Below are 25,067 nucleotides of genomic sequence, written 5' to 3' on the forward strand. Positions count from 1 at the left end.
TGAAGATGTGAAAAAACGAATTTACAACTCAAGCCACAATTTCCTATTGTCTGAGCAATTTGCTTTGCTTGATAAATGCGCCGTCCTGCATTTGAATTACATAGAACCCTGGTTTTACCCCTTGCAGTAGAATTCTAAATGGCTCTTTAGCAGAGGATCTATTCAAGGTCTCATTTTCCAAAGCTCTACCGTTAAGATCTATGAGGGTAAATTCAGCACTAAGGCTGCTTCCAAAGTAAATGTTTAATTGATCTCCAAGTACCGGGTTGGGAAAAACATTCCACACCATTACTTCTTCATTTTCTTCAACGCCAAGGATTTCTCCGTAGTAAGCTCTATAGAAATTAGGAATGCCGTAGCCTAATAAATTATCCGGTTCATCAGCTTGAGTACCGCTATTCAAAAGTGCTTCAATTAACTGATCCTTTGTCCATTCAGGTTTGGCTTCCCAAAGACCCGCAGCCAACGCTGCAATCTGAGGAGCTGAGAAGGAAGTTCCGTTGGAATAAGCTTGGTTACCATTTGAGCGAATTAAAGAGGCTCCCTGTCCTAAAGCTGCAAGGTCAGGTTTTATTCTTCCATCTCCTGTTGGTCCACGGGAACTGCTGCTAGCAATATCCAACTCATTATCTACAGATCCTATCGCTAGAATTCCTTTAGCATCGGAAGGAGACGATAATGTGGATACCCCGGGACCATAGTTCCCAGCGCTATTTACCACCAGTATCCCTTTACTTGCAGCTATACTTGCCCCTCGTGCTATAATAGTCGTCTCTCCATCCAAGTCTTCTAGCGTATAGTTCATGTCAGGATCATCAAAATCATAATAGCCCACCGAGCTACTGATGATATCCGTCCCTAAACTATCTGCGAACTCAGCTGCCCTCACCCAGTTGTATTCTTCCACCCAAAATTCCGTGACAACTTCCTCTGTCATAGCAAGGATGTAATCAGCGTCCGGAGCTCCAGCAACCATTTTTCCAGGTTCATTAGAAGCTATCAGTGAAAGCACATTTGTGCCATGCTGATTATCCGAATAAACATTATCATTCCACGGCCTCACAAAATCCATAGTAGAGATGATTTGCCCATTTGTTTGTAGATGTGCCAAAGGACTGGCAGTTTGAGCTCCAGGGAATCCTGCATCAAAAACAGCTATGGTAACTCCTTTGCCCGTGAAACCTTCTTCATGCATCAAATCAATTCCTATCAGAGAATTCTGAAAATCATAGGTTTCTTCATTTGCGGCTAATATTCGGGCATTTTCAGCATCTGGAGGACAATATCTATTACTGACTGAAGCAAAAATTCTTTTTCCAACCCGTGCATTTGGACTTGGGATAAATCCCCTGCCTACCAGCTCGACTTTTTCAACAAACGGCAAAGCTTCTATTTCCTTAACATTAGTAGCATCTGTCACCAATAAAGTAGCATTAAACCACTTGCTAGAATACAGGATGTAATTAGACTTCTCGTAAACTGCTTCTACATACTTCTGCGCAACAGGAAGATCCAAACTATCCGGTGCAACGCCTTCTTTACTTCTTCGATCCAGCGCTTTTTGAGAAAGGAATTCACTTGGTTTATCCAGTGAAAGAGTTTGTTGAGGCTTATATTTATAGAAAACAGCATAACGATCCTGGGCAGCCAAACTGCCAGAAAAAGTCATTCCTAAGAGGACAAAAGCTAAAAATTTAATCCTTCCCATAATCGGTCAATTTCATTTGCACCTTAAATCCTGAATCAATCAGCATATCTCCCAAACAATCATTTCTTGAACAGTAGGTTAACACCTCGTCGTACTTTTCCACCAAGCCTATACCTAAGTCGTAAACTTCAAATCGAATATCTCTGTAAGTAACTTGATCGTCACTATCTTCTTGATTGACCCGGATAGAATTGCCCGAATTAATTAACTCGAAATCATCCGCTAATTCATCTCTATAGACATTCCCATTCCAAACAATACCGTCTTTGGGAGGAAAAACTAAGGTAACCAAGGGCTGATTTTCAATCGTACGTACCAAAGCAAGGTCTCGTTGGGTGAGGGTATATTCCAACACCTGAATCCAAGTGGTCTCATCCGTAGATTTGCTACGGTTTACGATAAAAACTTGCTCCCCTTCTGCATTTATATAAAAGCTTCGAATACGATCCTTATAGAAAAATAATTCCTGCTCCGAATCATTTTCACCAAAATAGATGGTTTGATCTACTTCATAAACCCAAAACAATCCAACTTCCAGCGGTTGAAAGTCATAGCCCAATTCCACTTGTGAATCCTCGATTTCTCGATCACAAGACGTAAAAAGCGTAAACATTAATAATAAAATAAGCGGTAGCTTTCTTTCCATATTTATTATTCAATGACTAAAAATACAAGTATTTTCCTAAAGATAGACTAAGCAGATTACAGACAGTTTCGAAATACTTTTTTCAAGCCAATCATCCTGTTTAAATTAGCAACTTTAAAATTTAAATCATGGCTTTAAGCACTTTTGTAAAAATAAGCGGCATCACCAATCTTTCAGATGCCAGGTATTGTTCGGGAATGTATGTGGATTTGTTAGGCTTTTCTTTAGAACAAGAATCTGAAAAATTCATCAATCCCACGCAGTATAACGAAATCACAGGATGGGTTTCTGGACTTGAGTTTGTCGGAGAATTTCAAAGCTACGAGTCAGACAAAGTCCTACACACTTTAGAAAATTACCCTACAATAAAGTGGGTTGAGCATGACAGGATTGATCCACTAGTAGATTTGGAAGGCAAGGGATTTGGCTTGATTTATAAAATGGATTTAGAAGATGTTCGACACATTGAATTGGAAGTTGCTGAAAAATTAAATGCTTCAGGAATCATTTTTCATGTCACCTCCATCCACGAGGAGCTTACTGATGAGGATAAAAAAGCGATAAAAATATTAAGTGAAAATTGCAGAGTTATTTTAGGAGTAGGGATTACTTCAGAAAACGTCCTAAACCTTATTACTGAACTTGGGATTTATGGAATAACGCTAGCAGGCGGAAAAGAAATCAAACCAGGTCTAAAAGACTTCGATGAACTTGCAGATATACTTGAAACATTGGAAGAGGATGAATAAAAAAATCATTTTCACAAAAAAGGCTATTGGAACTTATCCAATAGCCTTTTTTGTGTCAAATCCTGGATGCTTTAAGGTTGATCAAATAAATCGGATGATTCATAAGGGCTGTTATCACCTGTGAAAAATGAACCATCAATAAATCGGTGACTAATTCCGATATCTCTTAATTCCATCAAATCGTGGTCGTCCAAATTAATTTTAGCAGCTGCCAAATTCCCTTTGATTCTATCCTTATTCACGGATTTGGGAATTACTGCAATATCTCTAGCGATAGACCAGGCAATTAGAACTTGTCCAGCGCCTACTTTATGTTTATCCGCAATCTCCTTTACTACGGGATCAATCAATAGTTTCGGATCTTTTTCATGTTTTTCTGCCCTTGAATCCGGAGAACCAAGTGGAGAATATGCAGTCATTAAAATTCCATGCTCTATGCAATACTCAACCAAGCCATCCTGCGGAAGATAGGGCTGCATCTCTACTTGGTTCATTTCAGGTAATTGGCCACCGAGTTGCACCAATTCATCCAGCTTTTTTTGATTGAAATTAGAGACTCCTATGTGTTTGGCATATCCCATTTCCTTCACCTCTTGCATAGCTACCCAAGTTTCAGCTATGGAAACCTCATCGTAGGTATAAAAGTCTTCTCTATCTTTTGGAAAACCCACGCCAGCTTTAAAAGCAATAGGCCAGTGTATCAGATATAAGTCTACATAATCCAATTTCAAATCTGAAAGTGTCTTTTGCAAAGCAGGCAAAACTTGCTCTTTTTTATGTGAATTATTCCAAAGCTTTGATGTTACAAATAATTCTTCTCTCGTAACCAATCCTTCAGAAATTGCCTTTGCAATACCTTCCCCTACTTCGTTTTCATTCTGATATACAGCTGCACAATCTATGTGTCGATAGCCAGCTTCTATTGCCCAGTAAACAGCCTGACTAACTTCTCCTGGTTTACTTTTCCATGTTCCTAACCCGATAATTGGGAGTTTATCTCCGTTTTTAAAGCTTAAGTTTTTCATATGATTATAAAAATTTAGATTATGATATGAGTGAATTCTTAACAGAATAAACCCTGCATTTAATTCACTCGATTCTTTAAATATTTCTTAAATCTATTCATTACCCAAAGATGAATTTTAGCCTGAGTATTCACATAGATCAGCCATGGCAATCTTGGCACAAATTCATGAATAGCTGAGATAATGTATTTATTATCTAAAACCCCACGAAACTCCAACCATCCGTGATCAAATCGCTTCACTAGCCAGCCACCGGAAATGTAAAAGAGCTGCCTACTTTCTTCACTTCTATCTGGAATCATGGTCAGTTGTAACATTGGTTTTTTAGTCCACAATAGATAAAACACAATTTCTCCACTTTCGAGCATTTCTCCATTGATCCAAAACTTAAAGAATGTGGGTAGCCAAATATTATAACGCTGAGCCACCCAAGTTGCTGAGTGTCCATGGGTGTTTGACATTCGCTGTATGCTTCTTACAGTATTCTTTACTTTATCTAACGGGTAAAAGCTTGGAGTTTTAAGTTCTACAGTAGAATCCAGCGCAGCTCTGACCGATTCTTCGTATGTCAGGTAATCAATATGCTTCTCTTTGAACTTCAATTCCTCGGACACCGTCAACGTATGCTTCAAACTTTCCACTAAGGGTGAAACCAATTGAGGAGGAGATTCGCCAAAAAAGCCAACCCAAAGCTTAGAAAGCCCCAAAGAGAAAACGGGAACTGAGAAAACCAACCTCTTCTTCCCTAGCTGAACGGCTGTCAACTCCAGCATTTTTCGATAAGAAATCACTTCAGGATTCCCAATTTCTATTGCTTTACCAAATACATTCTCATTTCCTACACAGGTATCAATAATATCTAAGGTGTCGCGCAAAGAAATAGGTTGGGTCAAAGACTCCGTCCACTGTGGACACATGAGGACAGGCAAGTTAGTCACTAGATTCTTAATCATATCAAACGATGATCCTCCGGGCCCTACTATTATCGAAGCCCGAATAGCGGTAAGTTTAGCAGACCTAGAACCCAGGGTTTGTTCTACTTCAAGACGACTTCTGAGATGTCTAGACAGACTTTCTCCCGTCTCTTTTGGCAGCAATCCTCCTAAGTAAATGATCTGCTTTACTTTGTTTAAATGAGCCGCTCGGCTAAAATTATCAGCAAGTAGTAAATCGGTATCTTCAAAACTACCTTGATTTAGACGTGTGGAAGCATTCATAGAATGTACCAAGTAGATCGCGACATCTACCCCCTTAAGCACTTCAACTGTACTTGAAATTGAATACAATTCCACCTGCTTCCAAGTCACTTCAGGGTATGGATTATCCTTTACCTTTCTTCTACTAAGAGCAATAATATTGTATTTGTGGCGGAAGTGGTGAATAAACCAGCGACCCACATATCCACCTGCACCGGCAAGTGCGACAGTTGGCTTAGAAACAGATATAGGTTGATTAGTTAATTTCATAATAAAGAGCTTAACTAACCAACCTATTATTTGGTGGTCCTGTTCAGTATAAATTTATTTTTCTTCGGCTTTTTCTAAAGCTTCAATCGTAGTGAAGTATTTCACAATCATATTTGGCACTTCCCAATCCGGCATATTTTTATTGGCAAAATATTCCAAATACTTTTCAGTTACCTGAGCAAAATGGGCCTCATGTCCATTATGATACTTCTCTGGGATGATTACTTTGTACTTATTGTCCGTGATTTTTTCCAGATCTAACCCCGGAAAACGACCTTGCAACTTCTCTTTTACCAAGCTTGCTAAAGAATCATCTTGTCCATCCAATAATTCCACATACAAGGTGGCAACATAATTCTCATCTGCACCTTGCTGTATAATTAGATTGGCTTTGGTTCCACGCATCATGCTGTAATGAGTATCTGCAGCTCCTTCGGGCGCTTGAAAATTCCAGATCACACTTACTTTAGAATGCACACCCTTCAGCGTGTAATTCATCTCTCCATTACTATTCACGCTCAGCTTACCGTCAGATACGTTTTTCTGAAGAAAATCAGGAAACTCAGCTTTACCTGTAACCAACTTGAACTGCTCTAAATCCAAATCTGTGGACCAAAGTTTAGCTGATTGCATCTCAACATCTGTAGTATCTAAAGTAACTCCTGGAAAAGCTTCCCATTGGATCAAATCCACTAGATGAGTCGTTACATCAACGATACCAGTTCCTTCAATATCTGTATCAAAAAACCAGTCCGGACGAACAAGAGGATTTCCTGATACATATTTGAAGAAATGATGTACAGATTCCTTTGTAATGGCTGGATTCTCAGGTGTGCCTTTTTCCAGTTCCCCAAAAACCGCTGCATCCATACTCAGTTCTTTTTGCAAAATCGTGCTGATCTCAAAACGCTCAGTCATGATATCATAAAGCAACAAATCCTTTTGTGATGCCTCATCAAAAGCATGGAGCAGCTTTTTAAATCCATCCTTATTAATCACCAGAGGCTTATCAGCATAGACGTTGATTCCATTGGAAATTGCAGCGGAGATGTAATCAATCTTACGATCGTTTTTTCCTGCTACCATCATCACATTGCCAGGCTTAGTCGAGATCATTTGATCTAAATAATCCTCACCAGTACTTACCTGCAAACTCCAGGAAGTCGGATCCTCTTCACGGTTATTGTACCCAGAAAGTCTATTCATGTAGTCTTTCAGTTCAGGTCCTTCTGGAGCAAAAACATAGACTGTAGAGTCCACTTGAGGATACATGGATTTGTGAATTAATCCGGCATGAAAATGTCCCGGGTCAAGGGACATAATCGTAATCTCAGCCTTAGTTTCAGAAGCCTCAGTCACAGTTTCTTTATTTTCGCAGGAAAACAAAATTCCTGCAGCCAAAGCTACTAGAGCAGTATTTTTCAAAATATTCAATAATTAAATTTTCACATAATTAGTACCATAAGGTGCTCTTTGTGGTCTTTCCAACATTGAGTTTGCCTCTGGATCATTTATAAATTTTTCTGCTGCAGTATCCCATTCCAGCTTCCTTCCAAGTTTCATGGAAATGTGCGTGACAAGGCATACTGAACAAGAACGATGACCGATTTCAACCGGAGAAAGTAATTCGTTATTACCCTGAATCGCTCCCAGCCAGTTGCCATGGTGTTCATCACTTCTGATCAACTGTATTTCGTCAGGTCCAATTACTGATTTCAGAATCTTAGGATCTGAAGCATCCAAGGCTTTGGCACTATTCCCCTGCGCTACAGGATCTGAAGTGGAAGCCACATAATTACCTCTTGAAACCCAGATCCATCCTTCCGTACCTTCGTAACGAATTCCATTTGGGTAGCCACCACTTGTGTACATAGTGATACCATTATCATACTCAGCTTTTGCCATAAAGTCTCCATGCACATTCCATAATCCTGAATGAGGGAACTCAGCTACAGCTTGAATGTATCGTGGACCAGTAAGCTCAGTATCCATTCCCCAAGCGGCAGAATCATAGTGATGCTGTCCCCAGCCTGTGATCATACCTGCTCCAAACTGCTCCAATCTCAACCATCCCGGACGGTCGTATCCTTTCTGTGGATGTACGCCTATTTCTGTATAAGGGACCTCAGGGGTAGAACCCAACCACATATCATAATTCAAGTTGGCAGGAACAGGCATAGGTGCGGCCTCAGGTCCTGAGGGATCTCCTGGGAGACCGATCTTCACAGTGTGAAGCTTACCGATTCTTCCATTTCTTACCAATTCTGCTGCAATTCTAAACTGCTCACTTGAACGTTGCTGGGTACCAAGCTGAAGGACAGTTCCTGACTTTTTCACAGCATCAACCAGCTGTCGCCCTTCACGGATAGTCAGGGAAGTTGGTTTTTGTACATAGACGTGCTTACCAGCCAATGAAGCTTCCATAGCTGGCTGAGAATGCCAGTGATCTGGAGTACTGATTACTATGGCATCAATATCCTTATTCTGAAGCATGTCCTTATAGTCTCCATATTGTTTTACGTCGAGATATGCTTTTCCCATTTTCTTGGTGTAGTAATCTTCTACACGCTTTTTGCCATCCGCCATGCGGTTGCTATCCAAATCTGAAACTGCAACGATACGAGCTATATCATGCTGCCATACACCTGGCATATCATGATCGCGCGCGATTCTACCACAACCAATTTGACCTATATTGATTTTATTACTAGGGGCATTTTTTCCAAAAACTGAAGCAGGTACAATAGTAGGAAATCCTATTGCTGCACTTGCTAAGGTGGTGTTTTTAATAAATTCTCTTCTTTTCATTTCACTTTAGGGTTAATTATCACTTGAATTTATTTCACGAAAGCTCTCCAGTAAGCATCTGCTTCAGCTGCAGTCATCTTACCGTCAAAGACAATCATTCTGTATTTTAATGTATATCGTTTGTTGGGTAAAAGCTCCCAAGACTCATGTCTAATCGGAGTAAATTCTATAAAGACATTACCTATTCCATTGTAATTATCTTCTGGCCATACGCGCAAAGGTTCTGGGTGAGATTTATTCGTGTTGTGACTTAAGAACAGGATCCCACTCTCTCCCGATGTAGCATCAGTTTCTCCCTGTACGATGATCCATTTTGCATTTGTTCCATCCGCGGTTTTTCTGGTATCACCTTCGGATGTTAAAACAGAACTGTTATCCGTTCCCCATTGCTCTGTAGCACGGAAACCAATGCCTCCGCCATATCGGTAATCATCAAGTAAGATTCCCCCAGGTATTTTAGTCTCAATTGTACTTGTGTAATCGACCATATATCGACCTTTGTCCGCAGGTTTTACCTTGATGCGAAGATCCTCTGCTATAGCTATCCGTTCAGATTCGGGAGCTTTCAAATCAAGGTGATTTTGACGAACATTGAGTTCGGCTGCACCACCCGCTACCTTTTTAGATAGCACATGAGAAAAGTCTACTCGGCCTTTTTGGTCTCCCAAATTCCAAAAGTCTACTTCTCTACCACTGATGGTGGCACGTGTCCAAGGTCCCCAGATTCCATAGTGATGATAATGATCTTTTGGTTGAATTCTAGTAAGAACTTGTCCCGACGGGGATTTTAGCGGGTGAATAAACCCAGATTTTGCAAAATCTTTTTTTATGCCTTCAGGCACGTCTGCTACAGCCGTTTGATAGCTTAGAACAGCCTGATTACCAATCACGAAATCAATTCCGCTAGATGTCTCTTTTAACTCCACTTTTTGCGCAAACACTGATACCATTAAACATAGGTAAATCACTGGTACGCAGAAAATTCTTTTGAATATCATATAAATTTCAGGTTATTGGGATCGAATTTTAAAGATATAGAATTCTAAATTATCGACTAACCCGTTCATCTAATTACCCCATGAAGAAAATTATTATCTACGGAATCGTTTTCCTAGCATCCCTTAATTTCACTCTCGCACAGAACCCAACAGAGATCCCTTTGGATCAAGCTTGGAAAGATAAAATCACAGATTTAGCACCTGAAAAAGCCAATTTCCCTTTCAAAAAGAAAAAGAAAATCTTGGTGTTTTCGCTTCATACAGGCTTTTGGCACTGGGTAAACCCACATACTGCTGCAATGATTGAAATCCTCGGTGACAAAAGTGGCGCCTTTGATGTGACTACAAGTACTGACATCGCTATGATGGAAAAAGACAATTTGAAAGAATTTGATGCTGTCGTATTTGATAACACTAACTCTAAGCCTCAGTACAGAAATCTATTTGTAGATGTATTCAGCGAAGATGCTTCTATGGATAGCGTAGCCGTATGGAAAAAAGCAAACGAGCTGGAGAATAACATCATCCAATACGTGAAAAAAGGAGGCGGAATTCTCGTGGTACATGGAGGAAATACCATGCTAAACAACTCCATGGAGTTTTCAAAACTAACCGGAGGTAGCTTCGATTACCATACAAAGCAGCAGGCATTCCAGGTAAGAATTGAAGATCCTTCTCACCCATTGACTAAGTCCCTTCCAGCTGAAGGATATAACCATGTGGATGAGCCATACTTCTACAAAGGTGCTTATGATGACTTGGATTTCCATCCGCTGACCTATTTCAACAACGCTGAAATCGAAGGTCAAAGAAAAGGTCAGGAGAAAACTTCCGGTAAAACTTATGTTTCTTGGATCAGAAAAGACGGTAAAGGTAGAGCAATGTATATCTCAACTTCTCACAATGCGCAAAGCTTTGAAAATTCTGCTATTCTTGCCTATTTCCTAGACGCACTTCAGTATGTAGCTGGAGATGTGAAAGTAGATGAAACGCCGATTGGTAAGTGAAAAATTTGAAGTTTGAAATTTAAAATTTGAAAGTCCAGTAGTTGAACTGAGTGTTAGCTCAATTACTGGACTTTAATTATTTCAACACAATGATAAAAAGACTTTTTGGAGCTATTATTCTAATGGCGATTGGTGCATTTTTTTATAGCAAATATGTAAGGAATGTCCCCATAGTAATCCCTTTTGAAGTAATCAGAAATTCTATCCTTTTCAAAGTTGAAATTGAAGGAGAAACATACACTTTCTTGTTTGATACTGGAGCTAATACATCCATCTCTCCTGAGATTAGACAAAAACTTAACATTAAGACGATTGGCAAAAATATATCATCTGATTTTTATGACAATATATCCACAATTGAAGAGGTAATATTACCAGAACTAAAACTTGGCCCCCTAGTTTCGCCGCAAATGACAGTAGATGTGGTAAAACCAATTCAGAGTTTTGAAATATGTGATGTGCAAATAGATGGGTATCTAGGCTTAGAATTCTTTGATAAAAAAGTGGTCCATATTGACATTGTCAATAAAAAGTTGACAATTGCCAACTCCCCTCATTTTATTTCTAATATTTCAACCGTGCCTGTTAAGATGTCGTATCATGGAAATCAAAAGACTCCTTTTCTTTCATTAGCAATTGGCAATGATTCAATTAAAGAGCCAATTTTATTTGATACTGGATCAGATAAGGATCTAATAAACTTCAGACTTACAACATTTCACAAACTATTGATCGACAACACATTAACTCCAAAAAACATAATAGACACATTAAATAAAAATTCGGATTTTGGGATGTTTGGTCCCCAAAGAGATACTATAAATTATTTATTCAATATCCCTAAGCTTGAAATAGCAGGAGTAACCTTAGAAAACACAACTTTAAAAACATTTGGCAAAAAAAACTATTCTATTTTAGGCTCTGCACTTCTAAACCAAGGAACTATAACTCTAGATTTAATAAGCGACAAATTCTATTTTAGCCCGTACCCTTTACTTTCTCTAAACAAGGAACGTGTGGAAGGATTTAAGCTTGAAAATTTAACTGTATCGTCAGTTCAAGAAGAATCTGATGCTTTTAATAAGGGAGTTCGTGTTGGACAAAAATTAATAGCTATCAACAGAGTCTTTTTTGATTCACTGTCTAAGTGTGATCTATATTACCTTGATTTGGAGCATCACTTCTACAGGGACACAATTCAATTTATTTTCACAACAGATAAAGTAGAACTTGTCTATGATTACTATAAAACTGAGAAGTTATCCGAATCTGATTAGCAATCGATAATGATTAATTTGTAATGTCAGAAAACCACATCTATACTTTCAACTAATTTTTCTATCCAGTGAACAAAAAACTTTTTCTTGCTATAATATTAATGGCAGTTGGCGCTTTTTTCTATAGTAAATATGTAAGGAATGTAACCGAGGTAATTCCGTTCGAAGTTGTAAGAAATGCTATATTCATCTCGGTAGAAATAAAAGGCGAAGACTTTATTTTTCAATTTGATACTGGAGCTCCTACTACAATCTCCCCAATCGCAGCAAAAAGACTTGGCTTAGATTCTATTGGCTGGCATCATGGTATGGACTATTATGGAAATACTGATTTTGTAACACACACCATTATTCCGGAAATAAATGTTGGTAACATTAAAGTTAAGAACCTTAAAACATCTATAATACCTCCTGGTAATATGTATGAGATCTGTAATGTTCATTTAGATGGATATTTGGGCCTAGAATTTTTTGATAAAAAAGTTATTGAAATCGATCTTAAAAATAAACGCTTAACGATTGCTAAATCATTGAATTCTTTAGACAATGAGTATTCCGATTTTGTCGAAATAAAATACCCCGATCAACAAAAAACTCCTTTGATTCCTTTATATCACGTCGGAACCAACGCAGCTGAATTGGTACAGTTTGACACAGGATCAGGAAATAGATTTTTCAATATGAGTAACAAGACATTTGAAAAAATGATTAATGACAATATGTTTTCACCGGATGTCATCACTGACACAATCCACTCTTTCACAGCTCGAGGATTGTTTGGTTCACAGCAGGACATATTAAACTATTCATTTGAAAATGAAGGATTACGTTTAGGTAAAACTGTATTTTCAAATGTGCCAATTAACACTTTTGAAACTGATTGGGTCTCAAATTTAGGTGCTGGTCTTCTAGAAAAAGCTGTTGTGGTGATCGACTTAATCAAAGACAGGTTTTACGTTCAGCCTTATGAAGATGCAAATCTTGATTTCAAAAGAAAATTGGATTTTCAAATGATAGATAAGCAAGTTTCAGTCATTGAGCCAAAATCTGATGCGTACCTAGCAGGAGTGCGAAAAGGCCAAATTTTACGCTCAGTAAATGATTTACACCTAGATTCTATACCATTTTGTGATCAGCTAAATATGGATTGGTCAAAAATCTATGGTCAAAAAAAAATCCAATTCACCTTTGAATCAGAATCTGGAGAAGTAATCTATAATTACGAAGCGCAAGAACCTACTTCAGATTTGTAACTAATCACCTTCCCTAATCCACGAAATCTGAAGTCAACTATCCGAAATCGTAAATCTCTAGGCTTTTTTCACAAACTCACTTTTCAGTGCCATAGAGCCAAATCCATCAATCTTACAGTCAATATTGTGATCACCCTCTACTAACCGAATACTCTTTACTTTTGTACCTGCTTTTATTGGTTTGGGAGCCCCTTTTACTGGAAGGTCTTTTATTATCGTCACAGAATCTCCGTCTGCTAAAATAGCTCCATTCGAATCTTTGACTACTAATCCTTCCTCAACTTCTTCTTCAACTTCACCGTGAGTCCATTCAAAACTGCACTCTGGGCAGATCAACTTTTCATCCAATTCATAGCCATACGGCGAATTGCAGGCTGGGCAAGGAGGTATATTTTCCATGGCACGAAGATAAAACAAATTTCCAACAGGGGATATACGTCCTCAAACCTGGTTCCCGCCACCTAATAATCAAAATAATTCTGCAGCGACTTCAATAAACTGGAGTAAAGCTATGTACGACCGCCTCCGCTGCAATTCGCCCAGAAGCCATGGCTGCATTGATTGAGCCATTCAATAGGTAATCTCCAGCTAAAAATACGTGATCTGAAATCTTAGCTTCGGTAAATGGAATAGTGCCTTTCATATCTTCTACTGTAGGAATTGCATAATCGATATAATATGCCTTCACAAACTTGAAATATTCCGCATTAATTCTAGAAATAGACTCCAACTCTGCCTGAACTGCTTTGAATCAACTCCTTCTCTTTCAGGTCAGAGTCCAAAATTGAAACAGACAGCAAAGCTCTACCATTAGTAGAATAAGCTGATGAAACATCACTCATGAACACCATATTATTAATCAGGTGATTTTCCCCAGGAATCAAGCCCAACATAGCTCTATTCATAAATGATTTATGAAGTGAAAAATACAAGGTAATCACCGACCTTGAAGGAGCAAATTGTCCTTTCAATTGCTTCATAAATTTATCTGGCTGGGTAGCCACAATAATTCGATCGGCTTCTATCGTTTCGCCATTTTCTAATTGGATATTTTGCCCAAGGACGTCCGTTACTTTGGTATTAAACCTGAATATTGTCTTAGTCAATTGATTTTTGAGCATATTAGGAACCTCAATCATACCTTTTTCCGGTATCCCACCTAGTCCTTGAGAAAACATTTTAAAGACAAACTCAAACATTCTGGAGGAGGTTTCTAGGTCCTTTTCCAAAAATATCCCTCTAAAAAAAGGCTTGAAAAAGTTAGAAATTATTTGGTCCGTAAACCCATAGTCAATCAAGTATTCATGGGTAGTGATAGAGGGTTCATTAAAAATATCTTCAATCGACTTATTTTTAAGCATTTGAGTAAGATTAAACATCTTAACCTTATCCAAAAAGCTACCAACGTGAGAAAAAGCCATACTAACCACCTTGAGTGGATTACGTAAAGGGTCGGAAATTATAAACGTCTCATTTTCTCCAAATACAACCGCTCCTGGTTCAAAATATTTCAAATTCAATTTTGACAGATCAAGGTACCTTTTCACTTCAGGATAAGCCGTAAGCAGCACCTGAAAACCGTGATCTAAAAGAAAACCGTCAACTAAATCTGTTTTCACCCTACCTCCTACGCTATCACTTCCTTCCAATATAATTGGTGAAAATCCAGCTTTTTCGAGTTCAATTGCAGCGACTAAACCTGCAACACCTGCACCAATTATGTATATATTTTGATCTTTCATCTATGGGATTTCTTTGTAAAAACTTACACAAACAGCTTTTGGTAAGGATATAAATTTTAACCAGTTCAAGTGGGCATTGTTTGGAAACAGCAGTAATTAACTTACATCTTGTCATCTCCAAAATAAAGCTAATCTAAAATTCAACATTTATTTTGCCGACTTTTTGAACCTGCAAATTGAACTAAATCCCACCAATAGAAAGCTTCTTTCGTTCAAAAACTCTCTTTTGACCAACTCAAATGTAATATCCACCACGCAGGACTGGTTTTTAGCTAAACAGAGCATGCTTTCATCAACTAGATAAATTATGAATCCGTAGCACTATCAATTAGCACTTTCTCATACAACTTCTCTAAATAGCTAAGCTTTTACCTTTAGCTATTAAAAAAATCTACCGCTTATAAAGCAGACTCACGCTACGATTAAAAAGCAGACAATCTTATCAGCATACAGCGAATAAGTATCGCAGTGAGTAATAACATTTCACTTTCCACCGGAAATAATTTCCTTTGCATCCTAATCAGTATAAAATCAGATTGAGAAATTAGGAACTGCTTATACTATTCGGCAAATGAAAGGGGAATTTTTATTAGCCGATCAAGGTAACTGGACGCTTGATGTTGACTTTGAGCACATTGAGCAACCTCTTCAACATTCTAACTCACTGGACAAAATCACTGGTGTCATTTCCCATGAATTATTCATCCGCTTCACAGCTATTATTATCATCGGAAAAAATAATAGTACTCAAACTATTATTTTTTGAAAAATGGTAATTCTGAATACTTTAAATCAATTTTGATCCCAAAATAAAAATTAACTTCATTATTTAGAGCGGTAAAATATCAAGCCACCGAAGATTTATGGCCTTTGATTAAGTATCATGAAAAAAGTGAATAAATTCTCCATTAATCAGCCTTGGGCCATCACGATCATTTACATGATAGTTGGGGTCAATTGGATATTTTTTAGTGATATTCTGATAAACAGCATTTTTAGTGACGACATTCAGGAAATGTCAAGATTCCAGATGATAAAAGGGGTTCTTTATGTTTTGCTTACTGGGTTACTTCTTTACTATTTAATCAAAAGACTATACGATCAAATCAGTGCCGGGAAACGGGAATTAGAGTTACTTTTCACCAACCCAAATCTGGGAATTTTTAAAGTAGATGAAATGGGTAAATTCACCTATATCAGCCCAAATATTTTGCAGATTATTGGTTATTCAGATCAGGAGGTCATAGGAAAAAGTGTAATTGATTTTACTCCCGAAGAACACCTGGATCAAGACCTCGAAAAGATGCTAGAAATCAAAGAAAACAATCCTGATCGCGGGTTTATAATTAATAAGTACCTCAAAGACAAAAAAGGAAATACTGCAATAATTAAGGTCTATGGAATTGTACTGAAAGACAAAAAAAGTAACAAAACTAGTTACTTGGCAGCCTTTCAAAATATCACAGAGCAGGAGAGATTTTTACGATCACTTGAATCCAAAAACAAAAAGCTCCAGGAATTAGCCTCTGATCAATCGCATTTAGTTAGGGCCCCATTAGCCAGGATCCTTGGAATTATTGAATTAACCCAAGAAGTGAACCTTAATCCTGCTGAGAAGAACGAGTTGATAAGGCATCTCAAGTCGTCCGGAGAAGAGTTAGACAAAGCATTAAAAGATATTTCTCGCAAAATGATTTCGAATTAGCAAAGTACTCAGTATCAAAAAGATTGAAACCTAAATATATTGTTCATCGTAGATTTGAAGCAAACATCGACAAATATTTTTATTGAATTCAAAAACTATGAAAAATCTATTTTTATACATTTTACTCAGTGTAGCTTCTATCATCCCAGCACTTTCTCAGGTTACAAATCCAAAGAAATACGATTTCAAATTGACGCTACCATCTTATGATAACCTTCAAAGATTGGAAGTTTTGAAAGACACGGTGTTTTTTGAAGGATCTACACAAAATAAAAAATTCGAAAGTTTTGAGGGGTTTCCAGGCTACATAGATAAAAACAACAAGCTTCTTTATAGCCAAGATGAAAATATATTAGTCATAAATCCTGATCCTTTTTATTCTTTGCGAATAATAACGCCTAGTGGCAATTACCCTATTCAGATCTATAAACCTGATTCTACGAAGAATTATACGCTCCTAATAAAAGATTTCTAAAACTTACTAGTTAAATCGAGACTGATCACATTAGGTAGCCTCACTGAGACTGCATACTGCGACTGAAAACTTCCTTATTTATTCTTTCCAGCTTCTATTAGCCTTTTTTTCAGCCTGATTTTTTTTGGCTTTAAGTCGCTTTTCTATTGCTCCTTTTTTAGGCTTAGTTGCCTTTCTTACTCGTTTCTTGAAAAATGCTTTTCGCAATAAATCTTCAAACTTTCTAATTACTAGCTCTTTGTTTTGAATCTGTGACCGCTTTTCCTGAGACTGTAGTTGCAAGACACCTTCCTGATCAGTTTTGGTTCGCAATTTCTCTAATAACATTGCTTTTTCTTCGACACTTAACTGGCTGGAATTAGGGATATCAAATTTCAATTGAACTTTGGTTTCGACTTTATTCACATTTTGCCCTCCAGCACCACCGCTTCTCGAGGTAATAAATTGAAGTTCATTCAGGAAATCTCCCCCTTTTATTCTAACCTCTATATTTTTCTCACCGTGTTCCATTACTTCCCATTTAATCAGCGGGTATATTTAAATTAGTATTTGACCAATCAGCCCGAAAATAAAATTAGGTGTAAACTTTTAAGCAGAAAAGAGAAAGTAAATACTAATTTGAAGTCCAACATGACACTGAAACCCAAAAATTACATGAAAAATAGAAGAGAATTTCTAATAAAATCTGCTCTAGGAGTTGGTGGGCTTGCTTTAGCTCCATCTTGGCTACAAGGTGCTCCAGCTATAATTAAGTCATTTAACAAGCCTAACTCTTTGATCAATGGTGTTCAAGTGGGTTGCATCACTTACTCATTCCGATCCATGCCTGATCAAAGTGCGGAAGCTACCCTAAAATATGTGGTGGATTCAGGTCTTTCTGCAATAGAACTCATGGGAGACCCTGCTGAGTCCTTTGCCGGGAAACCAGTAAATAATGTGAATATGCGGGATTTGAATCCACTTAGAAACAAGCAAAGGAAGGGTGAAGAACTCACAGCAGAGGAGAAAGCAAAACTTGCTGATTTGAATGCACAAATAGAATCCTATTCGAAAGAAGTAGCAGAATGGAGAAGCAAAGTTGGCACAGCGCCGTTTGAGAAAATACGAAAAATGTACAAGGATGCTGGGGTCAGTATCTATGCCTTTAAGCCAAATGCCTTCGGAAGAAATGCTTCTGATGAAGAAATCGCATATGGGATGACAGCTGCAAAAGCTCTCGGCGCAACCCATGTCACCTTAGAGCACCCATCTAATGACGAACATACGCTTCGCTTAGGGAAATTAGGTGATAAATATAACATGTCCGTAGGCTACCATGGACATGAGCAGGAGACCTTTACTTTTTGGGATACAGCGTTAGCGCAAAGTAAAAGTAACGGTCTCAACCTAGATGCTGGGCATTACATCGCTGCAGGAAATACAGATCTCATCCCTCTAATCGAAAAGCAGCATAACCGCATCCTAAGCATGCACACAAAAGACAGAACAACCCCCGCAAATGGTAAAGGAAATTTACCTTGGGGTACTGGCGACACACCTATTCCGGAGCTCTTGAAACTCATAGCAAAAAATAAATATAAGTTCCCGGCTACCATTGAGTTAGAATATAAAATCCCTGAAGGATCTGACGCTGTAAAAGAAGTTCAGAGATGTGTAGAATTTTGTGAAAAAGCATTAACTTAACCTAGCGAATATATTTTCCATACTCGGTTTTTAAACTACTTTTTAAAGCGGCGGTAATAATAACCGCCGCTTTTTGTATGCCTAAGGTAGTCTAAGTAAGAAGGTATTTAATCCCACTTGAATACACAGACATCTTACACCAAATAGTCCTGATAATTTATCCTAAATAAGATTGAATTGGGTTTATTATAGCGTACTTACCAAAAGCTCATTTTGATACTCAACGTGCTTGGCTAAAATTAAAATAGTGCATCATGGAAGAGGAAGAAATTCTAGAGCAAAATCAATTCGAAGAGTTGATTCAAGGGCTTATAGACCATAAATATGGCTGTAGTGATGAATTCATATCCCCTAATACTGTCAAAGGACTTAGAAAGGAAATCCAACGCTTATCCGAATCAGGAAAATTAAAGCTTGCCGGAGTTGGCAATGCATTCGATATTAAGCAAAGCAAGGAAATAAGAGGTGATAAAATTAACTGGATTCAAGAAAACAGCACTAATCCATTTGAGGTCATTTACTTAAAGAAAGTGGGCAAATTCATCGAGCACTTAAATAAGACCTGCTTTACTTCCATCAAAAGCTTTGAAAGTCACTATTCAAATTATGAAAAAAGGAGTTTCTACACACGTCATTTGGACCAGTTCAAAAGTGAGAAGGGTAGAAAATTTTCAATCATCGTTTACTTAAATAAGGAATGGTATGAGGATGATGGTGGAATGCTTTCCCTGTATCCTGATAAAGGAGTGCCACAAAATATTTCCCCCATTGGAGGTAGGATCGTCTTTTTCCGCAGCGATGAAATGGAGCATGAAGTGCATCCTTCCTTTACTAAAGAAAGAAAAAGTATAGCCGCGTGGTTTAAGAATTGAACCAAAAAAACCAGACTAACACTAGTCTTCCCAAAAATCTAAAGGCCTAAAAAAACCGCAACTCTTGCTGCGGTTTTTTTACTATTTAGGTTTATTATTCTTATGTCCTATTTAGAGAACATGGTAAACATCCACATTCTCTTTTCAATATCACCTACAAATCTGGTCAGCAAATCTGCGGAAGCAATATCATCTGCCTCTTCAGCTGCTTTAGCAGCTTTTCTATGGGATTGTGCAAGACTTCCAAGGCCGTCAATTACATGCTTTACACATTGGTCACCATCAGATACATCGGTGATCTCCTTATGAATAGTATTTTTTAAATAATCAGAATAAGCATGCAATGGTTTAAACCCAATAGTCACGATTCTTTCTGCCAATTCATCTATGTTCTCATAAAGTTGGGTGTAGAGTTCTTCAAATTTCACATGTAGGTCGAAGAAGTTTTCACCTTTGACATTCCAATGAAACCCTCTTACATTTTGATAGAAAATATGGTAATCAGAAAGCAAGTCATTCATTTTATCTGAAACGTTTTTCATTGCTTTATTATCCAGTTTCAGGTGATTTGCAAGTGTTGCTTTAGAAGTATTCATATGTAGTCTGTTTTTAGATTTAAATTATACTCATAATCATCCAAGAGGCATGCCATCATCCTGGCTTCCAAATGATCATATGTATTTTGACCATTGACAGCACTAGTGTTTGGATATTCGCTTCATAAAACAAATTTTTGTGATAAGGGCACTCGTGTAATCTCATAAGCACAAAATTTATCTTGAAAAAAATTCCCCATTCCGTTGAAAAATTGGCTCATTAGCTAAGCTTTCGAACACTAGACAATTCCTTGCAGTAGTTGAATAGGAAGCCAGCCTTCAGTTTGAGGCTAGTGAAAAATCAGGTATCATCAGTTGGATGGCATTGGAAATAGCAAAAAAAAGCCCGGAACTAGGTCCGGGCCGCAAGGAGTGATTTGCTTATAAATCGTATTGCTTCATTTTATTAAAGAGGGTTTTTCGATCTATTCCCAATTGCTTAGCAGCCTGAGTCCTGTTGTACTTCACTTCTTCTAGTACTTTCTTAAGGACTTCAGCTTCAGCTTCAGCTGCAGCATCCTTCAAATTTAAAGGCATTTTGTTCGGCTTTGAATCTGAACTTTCTGAATCTGAATCTACGAAATTAAACTTCTGAGAATAGACTATTTCCGGAGGTAGTGCCGAAACAGACATTTTACCGCCATCTGTCAATAAAGTTGCTCGTCGGATTACGTTGAGCATTTCGCGCAAGTTTCCAGGCCAAGGATATTCTTTCAATACATCCATCACTTGTTCTTCAAAACCAAATACTTTTTTATTCAATTCAGCATTTGACAACTCTAGAAAGTGATAAGCAAATGCTTCAATATCTGCCGTTCTATGTCTTAATGGAGGCACAGTAATACTGAACTCATTGAATCTAAAGTATAGATCTTCTCTAAATTTTCCTTCTGAAACTGCCTTGCGAAGGTCTTCATTGGAGGCAACCAATATTCTTACATCAATTGATTTGTCTTTAGTCCCCCCTATCCTTCTTAATTTTCTCTCCTGAACCAACCTGAGCAAACCAACTTGAGTTTCATAGGACAAATTAGCGATCTCATCTAGAAAAATCGTCCCACCATCAGCCAATTCAAATTGCCCAGGTTTGTCTGATAATGCGCCAGTAAAAGCTCCTTTTTCATGACCCCAAAGCTCACTACCTGCAAGCTCTTTGGTCAATGCTCCACAGTCTACCGCAATGAATGGTTTACCTGCACGCTCACTTTGATCGTGAATAGTACGCGCTATATTTTCCTTACCTGCTCCGCTTTCGCCATAAATGACAACACTGAGACTTGTAGGAGCTACTAAGGCTACTTCTTTGTATAATTTCTTTGACTCAGCCCCCGTTCCTTTGAGAAATTTAGAATCAGAATTTTGAGATTTGGAATTTGAATCCTTCTTAAGGTTGTTCGCTTTTGAGAAGGTTTGTGTATTTGACTTACTTGCTTTCGACGCAGCTAAGGCGCGCTCTATGAGATTGATGATTTCATCAGGAATCAATGGCTTAGTTACGTAGTCAAATGCACCATTTTTAATGACTTCAACGGCAATTTTTACATCGGCATAGCCTGTAATAATTGCTACTTGAGTACCTGGAGATATCTCTCTTACTTTCATTAGCACATCTCTTCCCTCCATATCTCTGAGCTTGAAATCACAAAAAATAAGGTCGAAAAATGATTTCTTGACCAAATCGAGTCCATTTTTACCGGAAATCGTAGTTTCTACTTCATATCCCTTTTTAGTCAGAAAATCTTTCTAAAAGCTGACAAATATCTATGTTATCGTCTATTACGAGTATTTTAGCCATGATTTGTTAGATGTTGGAGGTGTTTGTTAACTGGGTCTGGACCACCTGATCCAATCGAGCAATATTAAAAGGTTTACTAAGGAAGTCCGATGCTCCGTATTGAATGGCTTCCATTTTCACTTCGTTGTGATCGAAGGCACTCATCATTATTATTTTCGAGTGAAATTTACTTGAGTTAATATTCTTCAATTCGTTCAATCCATTCCCGTCAGGGAGATTGACATCCAAGAATACTAATTCAGGTTTAGAATCATTATATAATTTTCTACCCTCTTTGAGTGTACCTGCTACAAGAACAGAAAAACCTTTTCTGCCCAAAAATCTGGATAAAAGAGACCTGATTTCTGCCTCATCATCTATAACTAATATCAATTTATTCATCATCACATAGTCTTCTTAGCCCCTCTATCCTAGGTACATTCATTTAAACTGTCAGGTAATAATTATTCAAATGGAAAGATGTAAGAAAAGGTGCAACAACACGCCGCACCTTTTCTAATTCTAAACCTATTTTCACTTCACTTTATCTTTTGCTGACTGAATTGCGGATTTGGTTGCATCCACACCTTCAGATTTTACTTCCAAAAACTTAGTCTTCATATCTCCGAGAAGTGACTGAAAGTCACCCAGAAGGCTATTTAACTTCTTTTTTTGTGGGCCAAAATCGTCCTTATTTTTATATAGGTAGGCTCCTACCAATGCTCCTGTAAGAAGTCCGCTTAGCCAAAGTGTTTTATTTACTGATGATTTAGTCATTGTGTTTTTAAATTTAGAGGTTAAATATTTTCTTTCTTTTCGAAGTTTTAATTTTCAAAGATTTGCTTTCCTTGCAATCGGATTAAAACTTCTACCCTTTGCTTATATATAACTGTCAAATCTTAAATGAGTTTTCATTTGACCTTTATAATAATTGATGTCTTCGTTTCGTCTTCTACTCTAAACTGATCTACCTGAAATCAATCTGAAGATTACCGCAATAACTGCTATCACTAGTAATACGTGAATTAATCCGCCTGCACTGTAAGCGAAGACTCCGACTAGCCAGCCAATAACTAGAATGACTGCGATGAAATACAATAAAGAACTCATAGTTTTGTTGTTTAGGTTGGTTAAATAGTTTAGATCATTTAACTCAAGTGGTATGCCTTTTTAAATTAAAAATTTAAAATCGTCTCCAAATGCGCTAATTAGCCTTATTATCACAGTCTAATAATAAATTAAGAATAATCGCCCGGGGTTTTTGAGTAATAAATTCCCCAATTCAAGGAAAATCTAAATGGCAAAGAAAGAAAAACCATCTATCCGTCAGGTAAAAATATATTCTATCGTTACTCTTATTCTAATTGTAGTCGGCAGTGCTATTTCCTATTGGACAGCTGGAAGAATAGAGTTCTACACCAATGCCGTAATGCACACTTCGGAGGTACTTCAAAGAACAAATGAACTGTATTCAAGTATTCTAGAGCGAGAAACTAACATCAGAGGGTATGTCATCACCGGGAATGAACAGTTTCTAACGAATTATAGGCAATCCAAAATTAATGCAGACGTTCTGTTAACCCAATTGCAGAATTTGACATTAGATAATGGTGTACAACAGAATAATATTGAAGAACTAAGAGGTTTAATAAATGCCAGAGTAAGGACTTTTGAGGCTACCATTGCCTATTTCAAAGAACATGGGAACTTGGATGGGTTTTTAGATCCTAGCAAAGCCAGTAATGCACTGAATGGCTATTCAATGATCAAAAATGTAGTATTGCGCATTAATGACGTTGAAAACAATCTTTTTCAGGAAAGAAACCAAAACTTAATCAATAATATCAACGCCTTACCGTTTATTGTAGGTCTTATTTCACTTTTCTCCATTACGATAGGATTAGTCACTTTTTTTTCAATCTACCAATACAATAAAGCCCAAATAGTTGCTGATAATGATAGAATAATATTTCAGGAAAAACTCAAAGATCAGATAAACCTCTTGGATGAATCTAACAAGGAACTAGAACAGTTTGCTTATATAGCCTCACACGATTTACAGGAACCTTTGCGTAAAATCACTTCGTTTTCTGATCTCTTGAAAGAACAATATGCAGATAAACTGGAAGGAGATGGAGAACTATTACCTAAACCGCATCACTGCAGCTTCTATTCGGATGAGACGGTTGATTACCGATCTTTTAGAATACAGTAGAGCTGGCAAAATAGAGAATGAGCAGATCAAAGAAGTAAAACTTTCAAAAATCATCTCAGAGATGTTGGAAGACGTAGAAGTAGCCATTCAAGATAAATCTGCAAAAATAACCCTAGGCAATTTACCTAAAGTATACGGGGCTGAGACAGAGTACCGGCAAGTATTTCAAAATCTTATTTCAAACTCTATTAAATTCTCTAAACCTGACACAGATCCTGAAATATCAATTACCGCTGAAGAGGCTGGTCTTGATCTTGTAAAAAAATTCCCAACCCTAACCAGAGAAAAGAAATATCATTTGATTAAAGTAAGTGATAATGGAATTGGTTTTAACAAAGAGTATGCAGATCGAATTTTTTCTATCTTCCAACGGTTACATGGGAAGAAAGATTATGAAGGGACTGGAATCGGACTCTCCATTACTCGCAAAATCATCGAAAAAAATGGTGGAGTAATTTTTGCAGAGAGTAATCCTTCAGAGGGTGCCACATTTAATATACTACTGCCTTTTATCACTACTTAATATCGAAATAGTTAGTACAATGCTTATTTCAAAAAATCATACTTATCTTTTCATCAGAATCTAACCCTTGTTCATTCAAGACTTTATGCTCATGTCCTTCGAGAAACCTATCCAAATCTTAGTCGCAGAAGATGATGAAGATGATAAATTATTAATCCTTAAAGCCTTTGAGAGGACTTTACCAAAGGAAAAAGTCACTTGTGTGGAGGATGGTGAGGCTCTCTTGAAATATTTAAAGCGCGTCGCGCCATACAATGATCTGCTGAAGTACCCTCGACCAGATATTATTCTCCTAGATCTTAATATGCCAAGAGTTGGTGGTAAAGAAGCTCTTGCAGAGATCAAAAGATGTGAGGATCTGAAGTCGATTCCTGTCATAATTTTCACTACGTCCAGTAACCTTGATGATATTCAGATCACCTATAAAATGGGATCAAGTAGCTTCATCACCAAACCAGGATCATTTGAAGAATTAGTAAGAGTCACTGAAGAAATTGAAAATTATTGGTCGAAAACTGTTTTGTTACCAGACTAATCATAAAAAC

At 37.6% G+C, this 25,067-nt stretch carries 28 protein-coding genes; 12 read left to right on the plus strand and 16 right to left on the minus strand.

Annotated elements, in window-relative coordinates:
* Positions 1 to 43: 43 nt before the first annotated feature.
* Together AC0L6R_RS21530 and AC0L6R_RS21535 are read right to left on the minus strand one after the other, a co-directional pair.
* Positions 44 to 1,708, minus strand: a complete 1,665-nt coding sequence (locus AC0L6R_RS21530) for a S8 family serine peptidase (RefSeq protein ID WP_473273078.1) — start codon at positions 1,706 to 1,708, stop codon at positions 44 to 46.
* Entirely contained in the window at positions 1,695 to 2,354 is a 660-nt protein-coding gene (locus tag AC0L6R_RS21535) for a hypothetical protein (protein WP_473273079.1), read from the minus strand. Before AC0L6R_RS21535 ends, AC0L6R_RS21530 begins: the two co-directional genes overlap by 14 nt.
* A gap of 128 nt (positions 2,355 to 2,482) precedes the next feature.
* Here AC0L6R_RS21535 and trpF point away from each other — a divergent pair, with 128 nt between their 5' ends.
* Positions 2,483 to 3,103, plus strand: a complete 621-nt coding sequence (gene trpF / locus AC0L6R_RS21540; protein ID WP_473273080.1) for a phosphoribosylanthranilate isomerase — start codon at positions 2,483 to 2,485, stop codon at positions 3,101 to 3,103.
* Between the two features lie 71 nt (positions 3,104 to 3,174).
* On the opposite strand, the gene AC0L6R_RS21545 is transcribed toward trpF, so the two are convergent.
* Genes AC0L6R_RS21545 through AC0L6R_RS21565 form a run of 5 tightly spaced genes read right to left on the minus strand, consistent with a single transcriptional unit; the run spans position 3,175 to position 9,400 of the window.
* On the minus strand, positions 3,175 to 4,128 hold the full coding sequence (locus tag AC0L6R_RS21545; RefSeq protein WP_473273081.1) for an aldo/keto reductase: 954 nt from the start codon (positions 4,126 to 4,128) through the stop codon (positions 3,175 to 3,177).
* 59 nt (positions 4,129 to 4,187) lie between these two features.
* Entirely contained in the window at positions 4,188 to 5,594 is a 1,407-nt protein-coding gene (locus tag AC0L6R_RS21550) for an NAD-dependent epimerase/dehydratase family protein (protein WP_473273082.1), read from the minus strand.
* A gap of 54 nt (positions 5,595 to 5,648) precedes the next feature.
* A complete protein-coding gene (locus tag AC0L6R_RS21555; protein WP_473273083.1) occupies positions 5,649 to 7,019 on the minus strand; it encodes a putative oxidoreductase C-terminal domain-containing protein in 1,371 nt (456 codons plus the stop codon).
* Between the two features lie 12 nt (positions 7,020 to 7,031).
* Positions 7,032 to 8,402 carry a Gfo/Idh/MocA family protein gene (locus AC0L6R_RS21560; RefSeq protein ID WP_473273084.1) on the minus strand — a complete coding sequence of 457 codons (1,371 nt, stop codon included), beginning with the start codon at positions 8,400 to 8,402 and terminating at the stop codon, positions 7,032 to 7,034.
* Between the two features lie 29 nt (positions 8,403 to 8,431).
* Positions 8,432 to 9,400 carry a DUF6807 domain-containing protein gene (locus AC0L6R_RS21565; protein ID WP_283411199.1) on the minus strand — a complete coding sequence of 323 codons (969 nt, stop codon included), beginning with the start codon at positions 9,398 to 9,400 and terminating at the stop codon, positions 8,432 to 8,434.
* Positions 9,401 to 9,480: 80 nt separating this feature from the next.
* Between AC0L6R_RS21565 and AC0L6R_RS21570 the strand changes: the two genes are divergently transcribed.
* The 3 genes from AC0L6R_RS21570 to AC0L6R_RS21580 all read left to right on the plus strand — a co-directional run bounded on the left by AC0L6R_RS21570 (position 9,481) and on the right by AC0L6R_RS21580 (position 12,937).
* Positions 9,481 to 10,407 (plus strand): ThuA domain-containing protein, encoded by a 927-nt coding sequence (locus AC0L6R_RS21570; RefSeq protein WP_473273085.1) that lies wholly within the window; start codon positions 9,481 to 9,483, stop codon positions 10,405 to 10,407.
* Between the two features lie 89 nt (positions 10,408 to 10,496).
* Complete coding sequence (locus AC0L6R_RS21575) at positions 10,497 to 11,684, plus strand: retropepsin-like aspartic protease (protein ID WP_473273086.1); 1,188 nt, start codon at positions 10,497 to 10,499, stop codon at positions 11,682 to 11,684.
* A 68-nt stretch (positions 11,685 to 11,752) separates the two neighbouring features.
* Positions 11,753 to 12,937, plus strand: coding sequence for a retropepsin-like aspartic protease (locus tag AC0L6R_RS21580; protein ID WP_473273088.1), 1,185 nt, complete (start codon positions 11,753 to 11,755; stop codon positions 12,935 to 12,937).
* A gap of 57 nt (positions 12,938 to 12,994) precedes the next feature.
* Here AC0L6R_RS21580 and AC0L6R_RS21585 read toward each other — a convergent pair whose 3' ends face one another.
* From AC0L6R_RS21585 to AC0L6R_RS21595, 3 genes are all read right to left on the minus strand, one after another.
* Positions 12,995 to 13,336 (minus strand): zinc ribbon domain-containing protein YjdM, encoded by a 342-nt coding sequence (locus AC0L6R_RS21585; RefSeq protein ID WP_283411202.1) that lies wholly within the window; start codon positions 13,334 to 13,336, stop codon positions 12,995 to 12,997.
* Between the two features lie 91 nt (positions 13,337 to 13,427).
* Positions 13,428 to 13,625, minus strand: a complete 198-nt coding sequence (locus tag AC0L6R_RS21590; protein ID WP_473273089.1) for a hypothetical protein — start codon at positions 13,623 to 13,625, stop codon at positions 13,428 to 13,430.
* 25 nt (positions 13,626 to 13,650) lie between these two features.
* The gene (locus AC0L6R_RS21595) at positions 13,651 to 14,679 is read right to left on the minus strand and encodes an NAD(P)/FAD-dependent oxidoreductase (RefSeq protein WP_473273091.1); all 1,029 of its coding nucleotides are present in this window, start codon (positions 14,677 to 14,679) and stop codon (positions 13,651 to 13,653) included.
* A 535-nt stretch (positions 14,680 to 15,214) separates the two neighbouring features.
* Here AC0L6R_RS21595 and AC0L6R_RS21600 point away from each other — a divergent pair.
* From AC0L6R_RS21600 to AC0L6R_RS21610, 3 genes are all read left to right on the plus strand, one after another.
* Positions 15,215 to 15,445, plus strand: coding sequence for a ribose-5-phosphate isomerase A (locus AC0L6R_RS21600; RefSeq protein WP_473273161.1), 231 nt, complete (start codon positions 15,215 to 15,217; stop codon positions 15,443 to 15,445).
* 117 nt (positions 15,446 to 15,562) lie between these two features.
* Positions 15,563 to 16,384, plus strand: a complete 822-nt coding sequence (locus tag AC0L6R_RS21605; RefSeq protein WP_473273092.1) for a PAS domain S-box protein — start codon at positions 15,563 to 15,565, stop codon at positions 16,382 to 16,384.
* Between the two features lie 97 nt (positions 16,385 to 16,481).
* Positions 16,482 to 16,859, plus strand: coding sequence for a hypothetical protein (locus tag AC0L6R_RS21610; protein ID WP_473273093.1), 378 nt, complete (start codon positions 16,482 to 16,484; stop codon positions 16,857 to 16,859).
* Positions 16,860 to 16,937: 78 nt separating this feature from the next.
* Here AC0L6R_RS21610 and arfB read toward each other — a convergent pair whose 3' ends face one another.
* Positions 16,938 to 17,369 (minus strand): alternative ribosome rescue aminoacyl-tRNA hydrolase ArfB, encoded by a 432-nt coding sequence (gene arfB, locus AC0L6R_RS21615; RefSeq protein ID WP_473273094.1) that lies wholly within the window; start codon positions 17,367 to 17,369, stop codon positions 16,938 to 16,940.
* A 144-nt stretch (positions 17,370 to 17,513) separates the two neighbouring features.
* Here arfB and AC0L6R_RS21620 point away from each other — a divergent pair, with 144 nt between their 5' ends.
* Positions 17,514 to 18,542, plus strand: coding sequence for a sugar phosphate isomerase/epimerase family protein (locus AC0L6R_RS21620; RefSeq protein ID WP_473273095.1), 1,029 nt, complete (start codon positions 17,514 to 17,516; stop codon positions 18,540 to 18,542).
* A gap of 254 nt (positions 18,543 to 18,796) precedes the next feature.
* Positions 18,797 to 19,414: a 2OG-Fe(II) oxygenase gene (locus AC0L6R_RS21625; RefSeq protein ID WP_473273096.1), complete on the plus strand. Its 618-nt coding sequence runs from the start codon at positions 18,797 to 18,799 to the stop codon at positions 19,412 to 19,414.
* A gap of 107 nt (positions 19,415 to 19,521) precedes the next feature.
* On the opposite strand, the gene AC0L6R_RS21630 is transcribed toward AC0L6R_RS21625, so the two are convergent.
* The 5 genes from AC0L6R_RS21630 to AC0L6R_RS21650 all read right to left on the minus strand — a co-directional run bounded on the left by AC0L6R_RS21630 (position 19,522) and on the right by AC0L6R_RS21650 (position 22,894).
* Positions 19,522 to 20,010 (minus strand): Dps family protein, encoded by a 489-nt coding sequence (locus AC0L6R_RS21630; protein WP_283411209.1) that lies wholly within the window; start codon positions 20,008 to 20,010, stop codon positions 19,522 to 19,524.
* 381 nt (positions 20,011 to 20,391) lie between these two features.
* Complete coding sequence (locus tag AC0L6R_RS21635) at positions 20,392 to 21,744, minus strand: sigma-54-dependent transcriptional regulator (protein ID WP_473273163.1); 1,353 nt, start codon at positions 21,742 to 21,744, stop codon at positions 20,392 to 20,394.
* Positions 21,745 to 21,811: 67 nt separating this feature from the next.
* Positions 21,812 to 22,186: a response regulator gene (locus AC0L6R_RS21640; RefSeq protein WP_473273097.1), complete on the minus strand. Its 375-nt coding sequence runs from the start codon at positions 22,184 to 22,186 to the stop codon at positions 21,812 to 21,814.
* Between the two features lie 132 nt (positions 22,187 to 22,318).
* Positions 22,319 to 22,561: a hypothetical protein gene (locus AC0L6R_RS21645; RefSeq protein WP_283411212.1), complete on the minus strand. Its 243-nt coding sequence runs from the start codon at positions 22,559 to 22,561 to the stop codon at positions 22,319 to 22,321.
* Between the two features lie 180 nt (positions 22,562 to 22,741).
* Positions 22,742 to 22,894, minus strand: a complete 153-nt coding sequence (locus tag AC0L6R_RS21650) for a lmo0937 family membrane protein (RefSeq protein ID WP_283411213.1) — start codon at positions 22,892 to 22,894, stop codon at positions 22,742 to 22,744.
* Positions 22,895 to 23,081: 187 nt separating this feature from the next.
* On the opposite strand from AC0L6R_RS21650, the gene AC0L6R_RS21655 reads away from it, so the two are divergent.
* The 3 genes from AC0L6R_RS21655 (at position 23,082) to AC0L6R_RS21665 (ending at position 25,057) form a co-directional block, all read left to right on the plus strand.
* A complete protein-coding gene (locus AC0L6R_RS21655; RefSeq protein ID WP_473273098.1) occupies positions 23,082 to 23,999 on the plus strand; it encodes a CHASE3 domain-containing protein in 918 nt (305 codons plus the stop codon).
* Positions 24,000 to 24,060: 61 nt separating this feature from the next.
* The gene (locus tag AC0L6R_RS21660; RefSeq protein WP_473273099.1) at positions 24,061 to 24,522 is read left to right on the plus strand and encodes a sensor histidine kinase; all 462 of its coding nucleotides are present in this window, start codon (positions 24,061 to 24,063) and stop codon (positions 24,520 to 24,522) included.
* 91 nt (positions 24,523 to 24,613) lie between these two features.
* Positions 24,614 to 25,057: a response regulator gene (locus AC0L6R_RS21665; RefSeq protein WP_283411215.1), complete on the plus strand. Its 444-nt coding sequence runs from the start codon at positions 24,614 to 24,616 to the stop codon at positions 25,055 to 25,057.
* Positions 25,058 to 25,067: the final 10 nt, after the last annotated feature.

The organism is Algoriphagus sp. 10J20-15, from assembly GCF_055809615.1.

Coding starts and splice junctions, on each gene's coding strand:
- AC0L6R_RS21530 (WP_473273078.1), bottom strand. CDS start 1,708: ATGGGAAGGATTAAATTTTTAGCTTTTGTCCTCTTAGGAATGACTTTT.
- AC0L6R_RS21535 (WP_473273079.1), bottom strand. CDS start 2,354: ATGGAAAGAAAGCTACCGCTTATTTTATTATTAATGTTTACGCTTTTT.
- trpF (WP_473273080.1), top strand. CDS start 2,483: ATGGCTTTAAGCACTTTTGTAAAAATAAGCGGCATCACCAATCTTTCA.
- AC0L6R_RS21545 (WP_473273081.1), bottom strand. CDS start 4,128: ATGAAAAACTTAAGCTTTAAAAACGGAGATAAACTCCCAATTATCGGG.
- AC0L6R_RS21550 (WP_473273082.1), bottom strand. CDS start 5,594: ATGAAATTAACTAATCAACCTATATCTGTTTCTAAGCCAACTGTCGCA.
- AC0L6R_RS21560 (WP_473273084.1), bottom strand. CDS start 8,402: ATGAAAAGAAGAGAATTTATTAAAAACACCACCTTAGCAAGTGCAGCA.
- AC0L6R_RS21565 (WP_283411199.1), bottom strand. CDS start 9,400: ATGATATTCAAAAGAATTTTCTGCGTACCAGTGATTTACCTATGTTTA.
- AC0L6R_RS21570 (WP_473273085.1), top strand. CDS start 9,481: ATGAAGAAAATTATTATCTACGGAATCGTTTTCCTAGCATCCCTTAAT.
- AC0L6R_RS21575 (WP_473273086.1), top strand. CDS start 10,497: ATGATAAAAAGACTTTTTGGAGCTATTATTCTAATGGCGATTGGTGCA.
- AC0L6R_RS21585 (WP_283411202.1), bottom strand. CDS start 13,336: ATGGAAAATATACCTCCTTGCCCAGCCTGCAATTCGCCGTATGGCTAT.
- AC0L6R_RS21595 (WP_473273091.1), bottom strand. CDS start 14,679: ATGAAAGATCAAAATATATACATAATTGGTGCAGGTGTTGCAGGTTTA.
- AC0L6R_RS21605 (WP_473273092.1), top strand. CDS start 15,563: ATGAAAAAAGTGAATAAATTCTCCATTAATCAGCCTTGGGCCATCACG.
- AC0L6R_RS21610 (WP_473273093.1), top strand. CDS start 16,482: ATGAAAAATCTATTTTTATACATTTTACTCAGTGTAGCTTCTATCATC.
- arfB (WP_473273094.1), bottom strand. CDS start 17,369: ATGGAACACGGTGAGAAAAATATAGAGGTTAGAATAAAAGGGGGAGAT.
- AC0L6R_RS21620 (WP_473273095.1), top strand. CDS start 17,514: ATGAAAAATAGAAGAGAATTTCTAATAAAATCTGCTCTAGGAGTTGGT.
- AC0L6R_RS21625 (WP_473273096.1), top strand. CDS start 18,797: ATGGAAGAGGAAGAAATTCTAGAGCAAAATCAATTCGAAGAGTTGATT.
- AC0L6R_RS21630 (WP_283411209.1), bottom strand. CDS start 20,010: ATGAATACTTCTAAAGCAACACTTGCAAATCACCTGAAACTGGATAAT.
- AC0L6R_RS21640 (WP_473273097.1), bottom strand. CDS start 22,186: ATGAATAAATTGATATTAGTTATAGATGATGAGGCAGAAATCAGGTCT.
- AC0L6R_RS21645 (WP_283411212.1), bottom strand. CDS start 22,561: ATGACTAAATCATCAGTAAATAAAACACTTTGGCTAAGCGGACTTCTT.
- AC0L6R_RS21650 (WP_283411213.1), bottom strand. CDS start 22,894: ATGAGTTCTTTATTGTATTTCATCGCAGTCATTCTAGTTATTGGCTGG.
- AC0L6R_RS21655 (WP_473273098.1), top strand. CDS start 23,082: ATGGCAAAGAAAGAAAAACCATCTATCCGTCAGGTAAAAATATATTCT.
- AC0L6R_RS21660 (WP_473273099.1), top strand. CDS start 24,061: ATGTTGGAAGACGTAGAAGTAGCCATTCAAGATAAATCTGCAAAAATA.
- AC0L6R_RS21665 (WP_283411215.1), top strand. CDS start 24,614: ATGTCCTTCGAGAAACCTATCCAAATCTTAGTCGCAGAAGATGATGAA.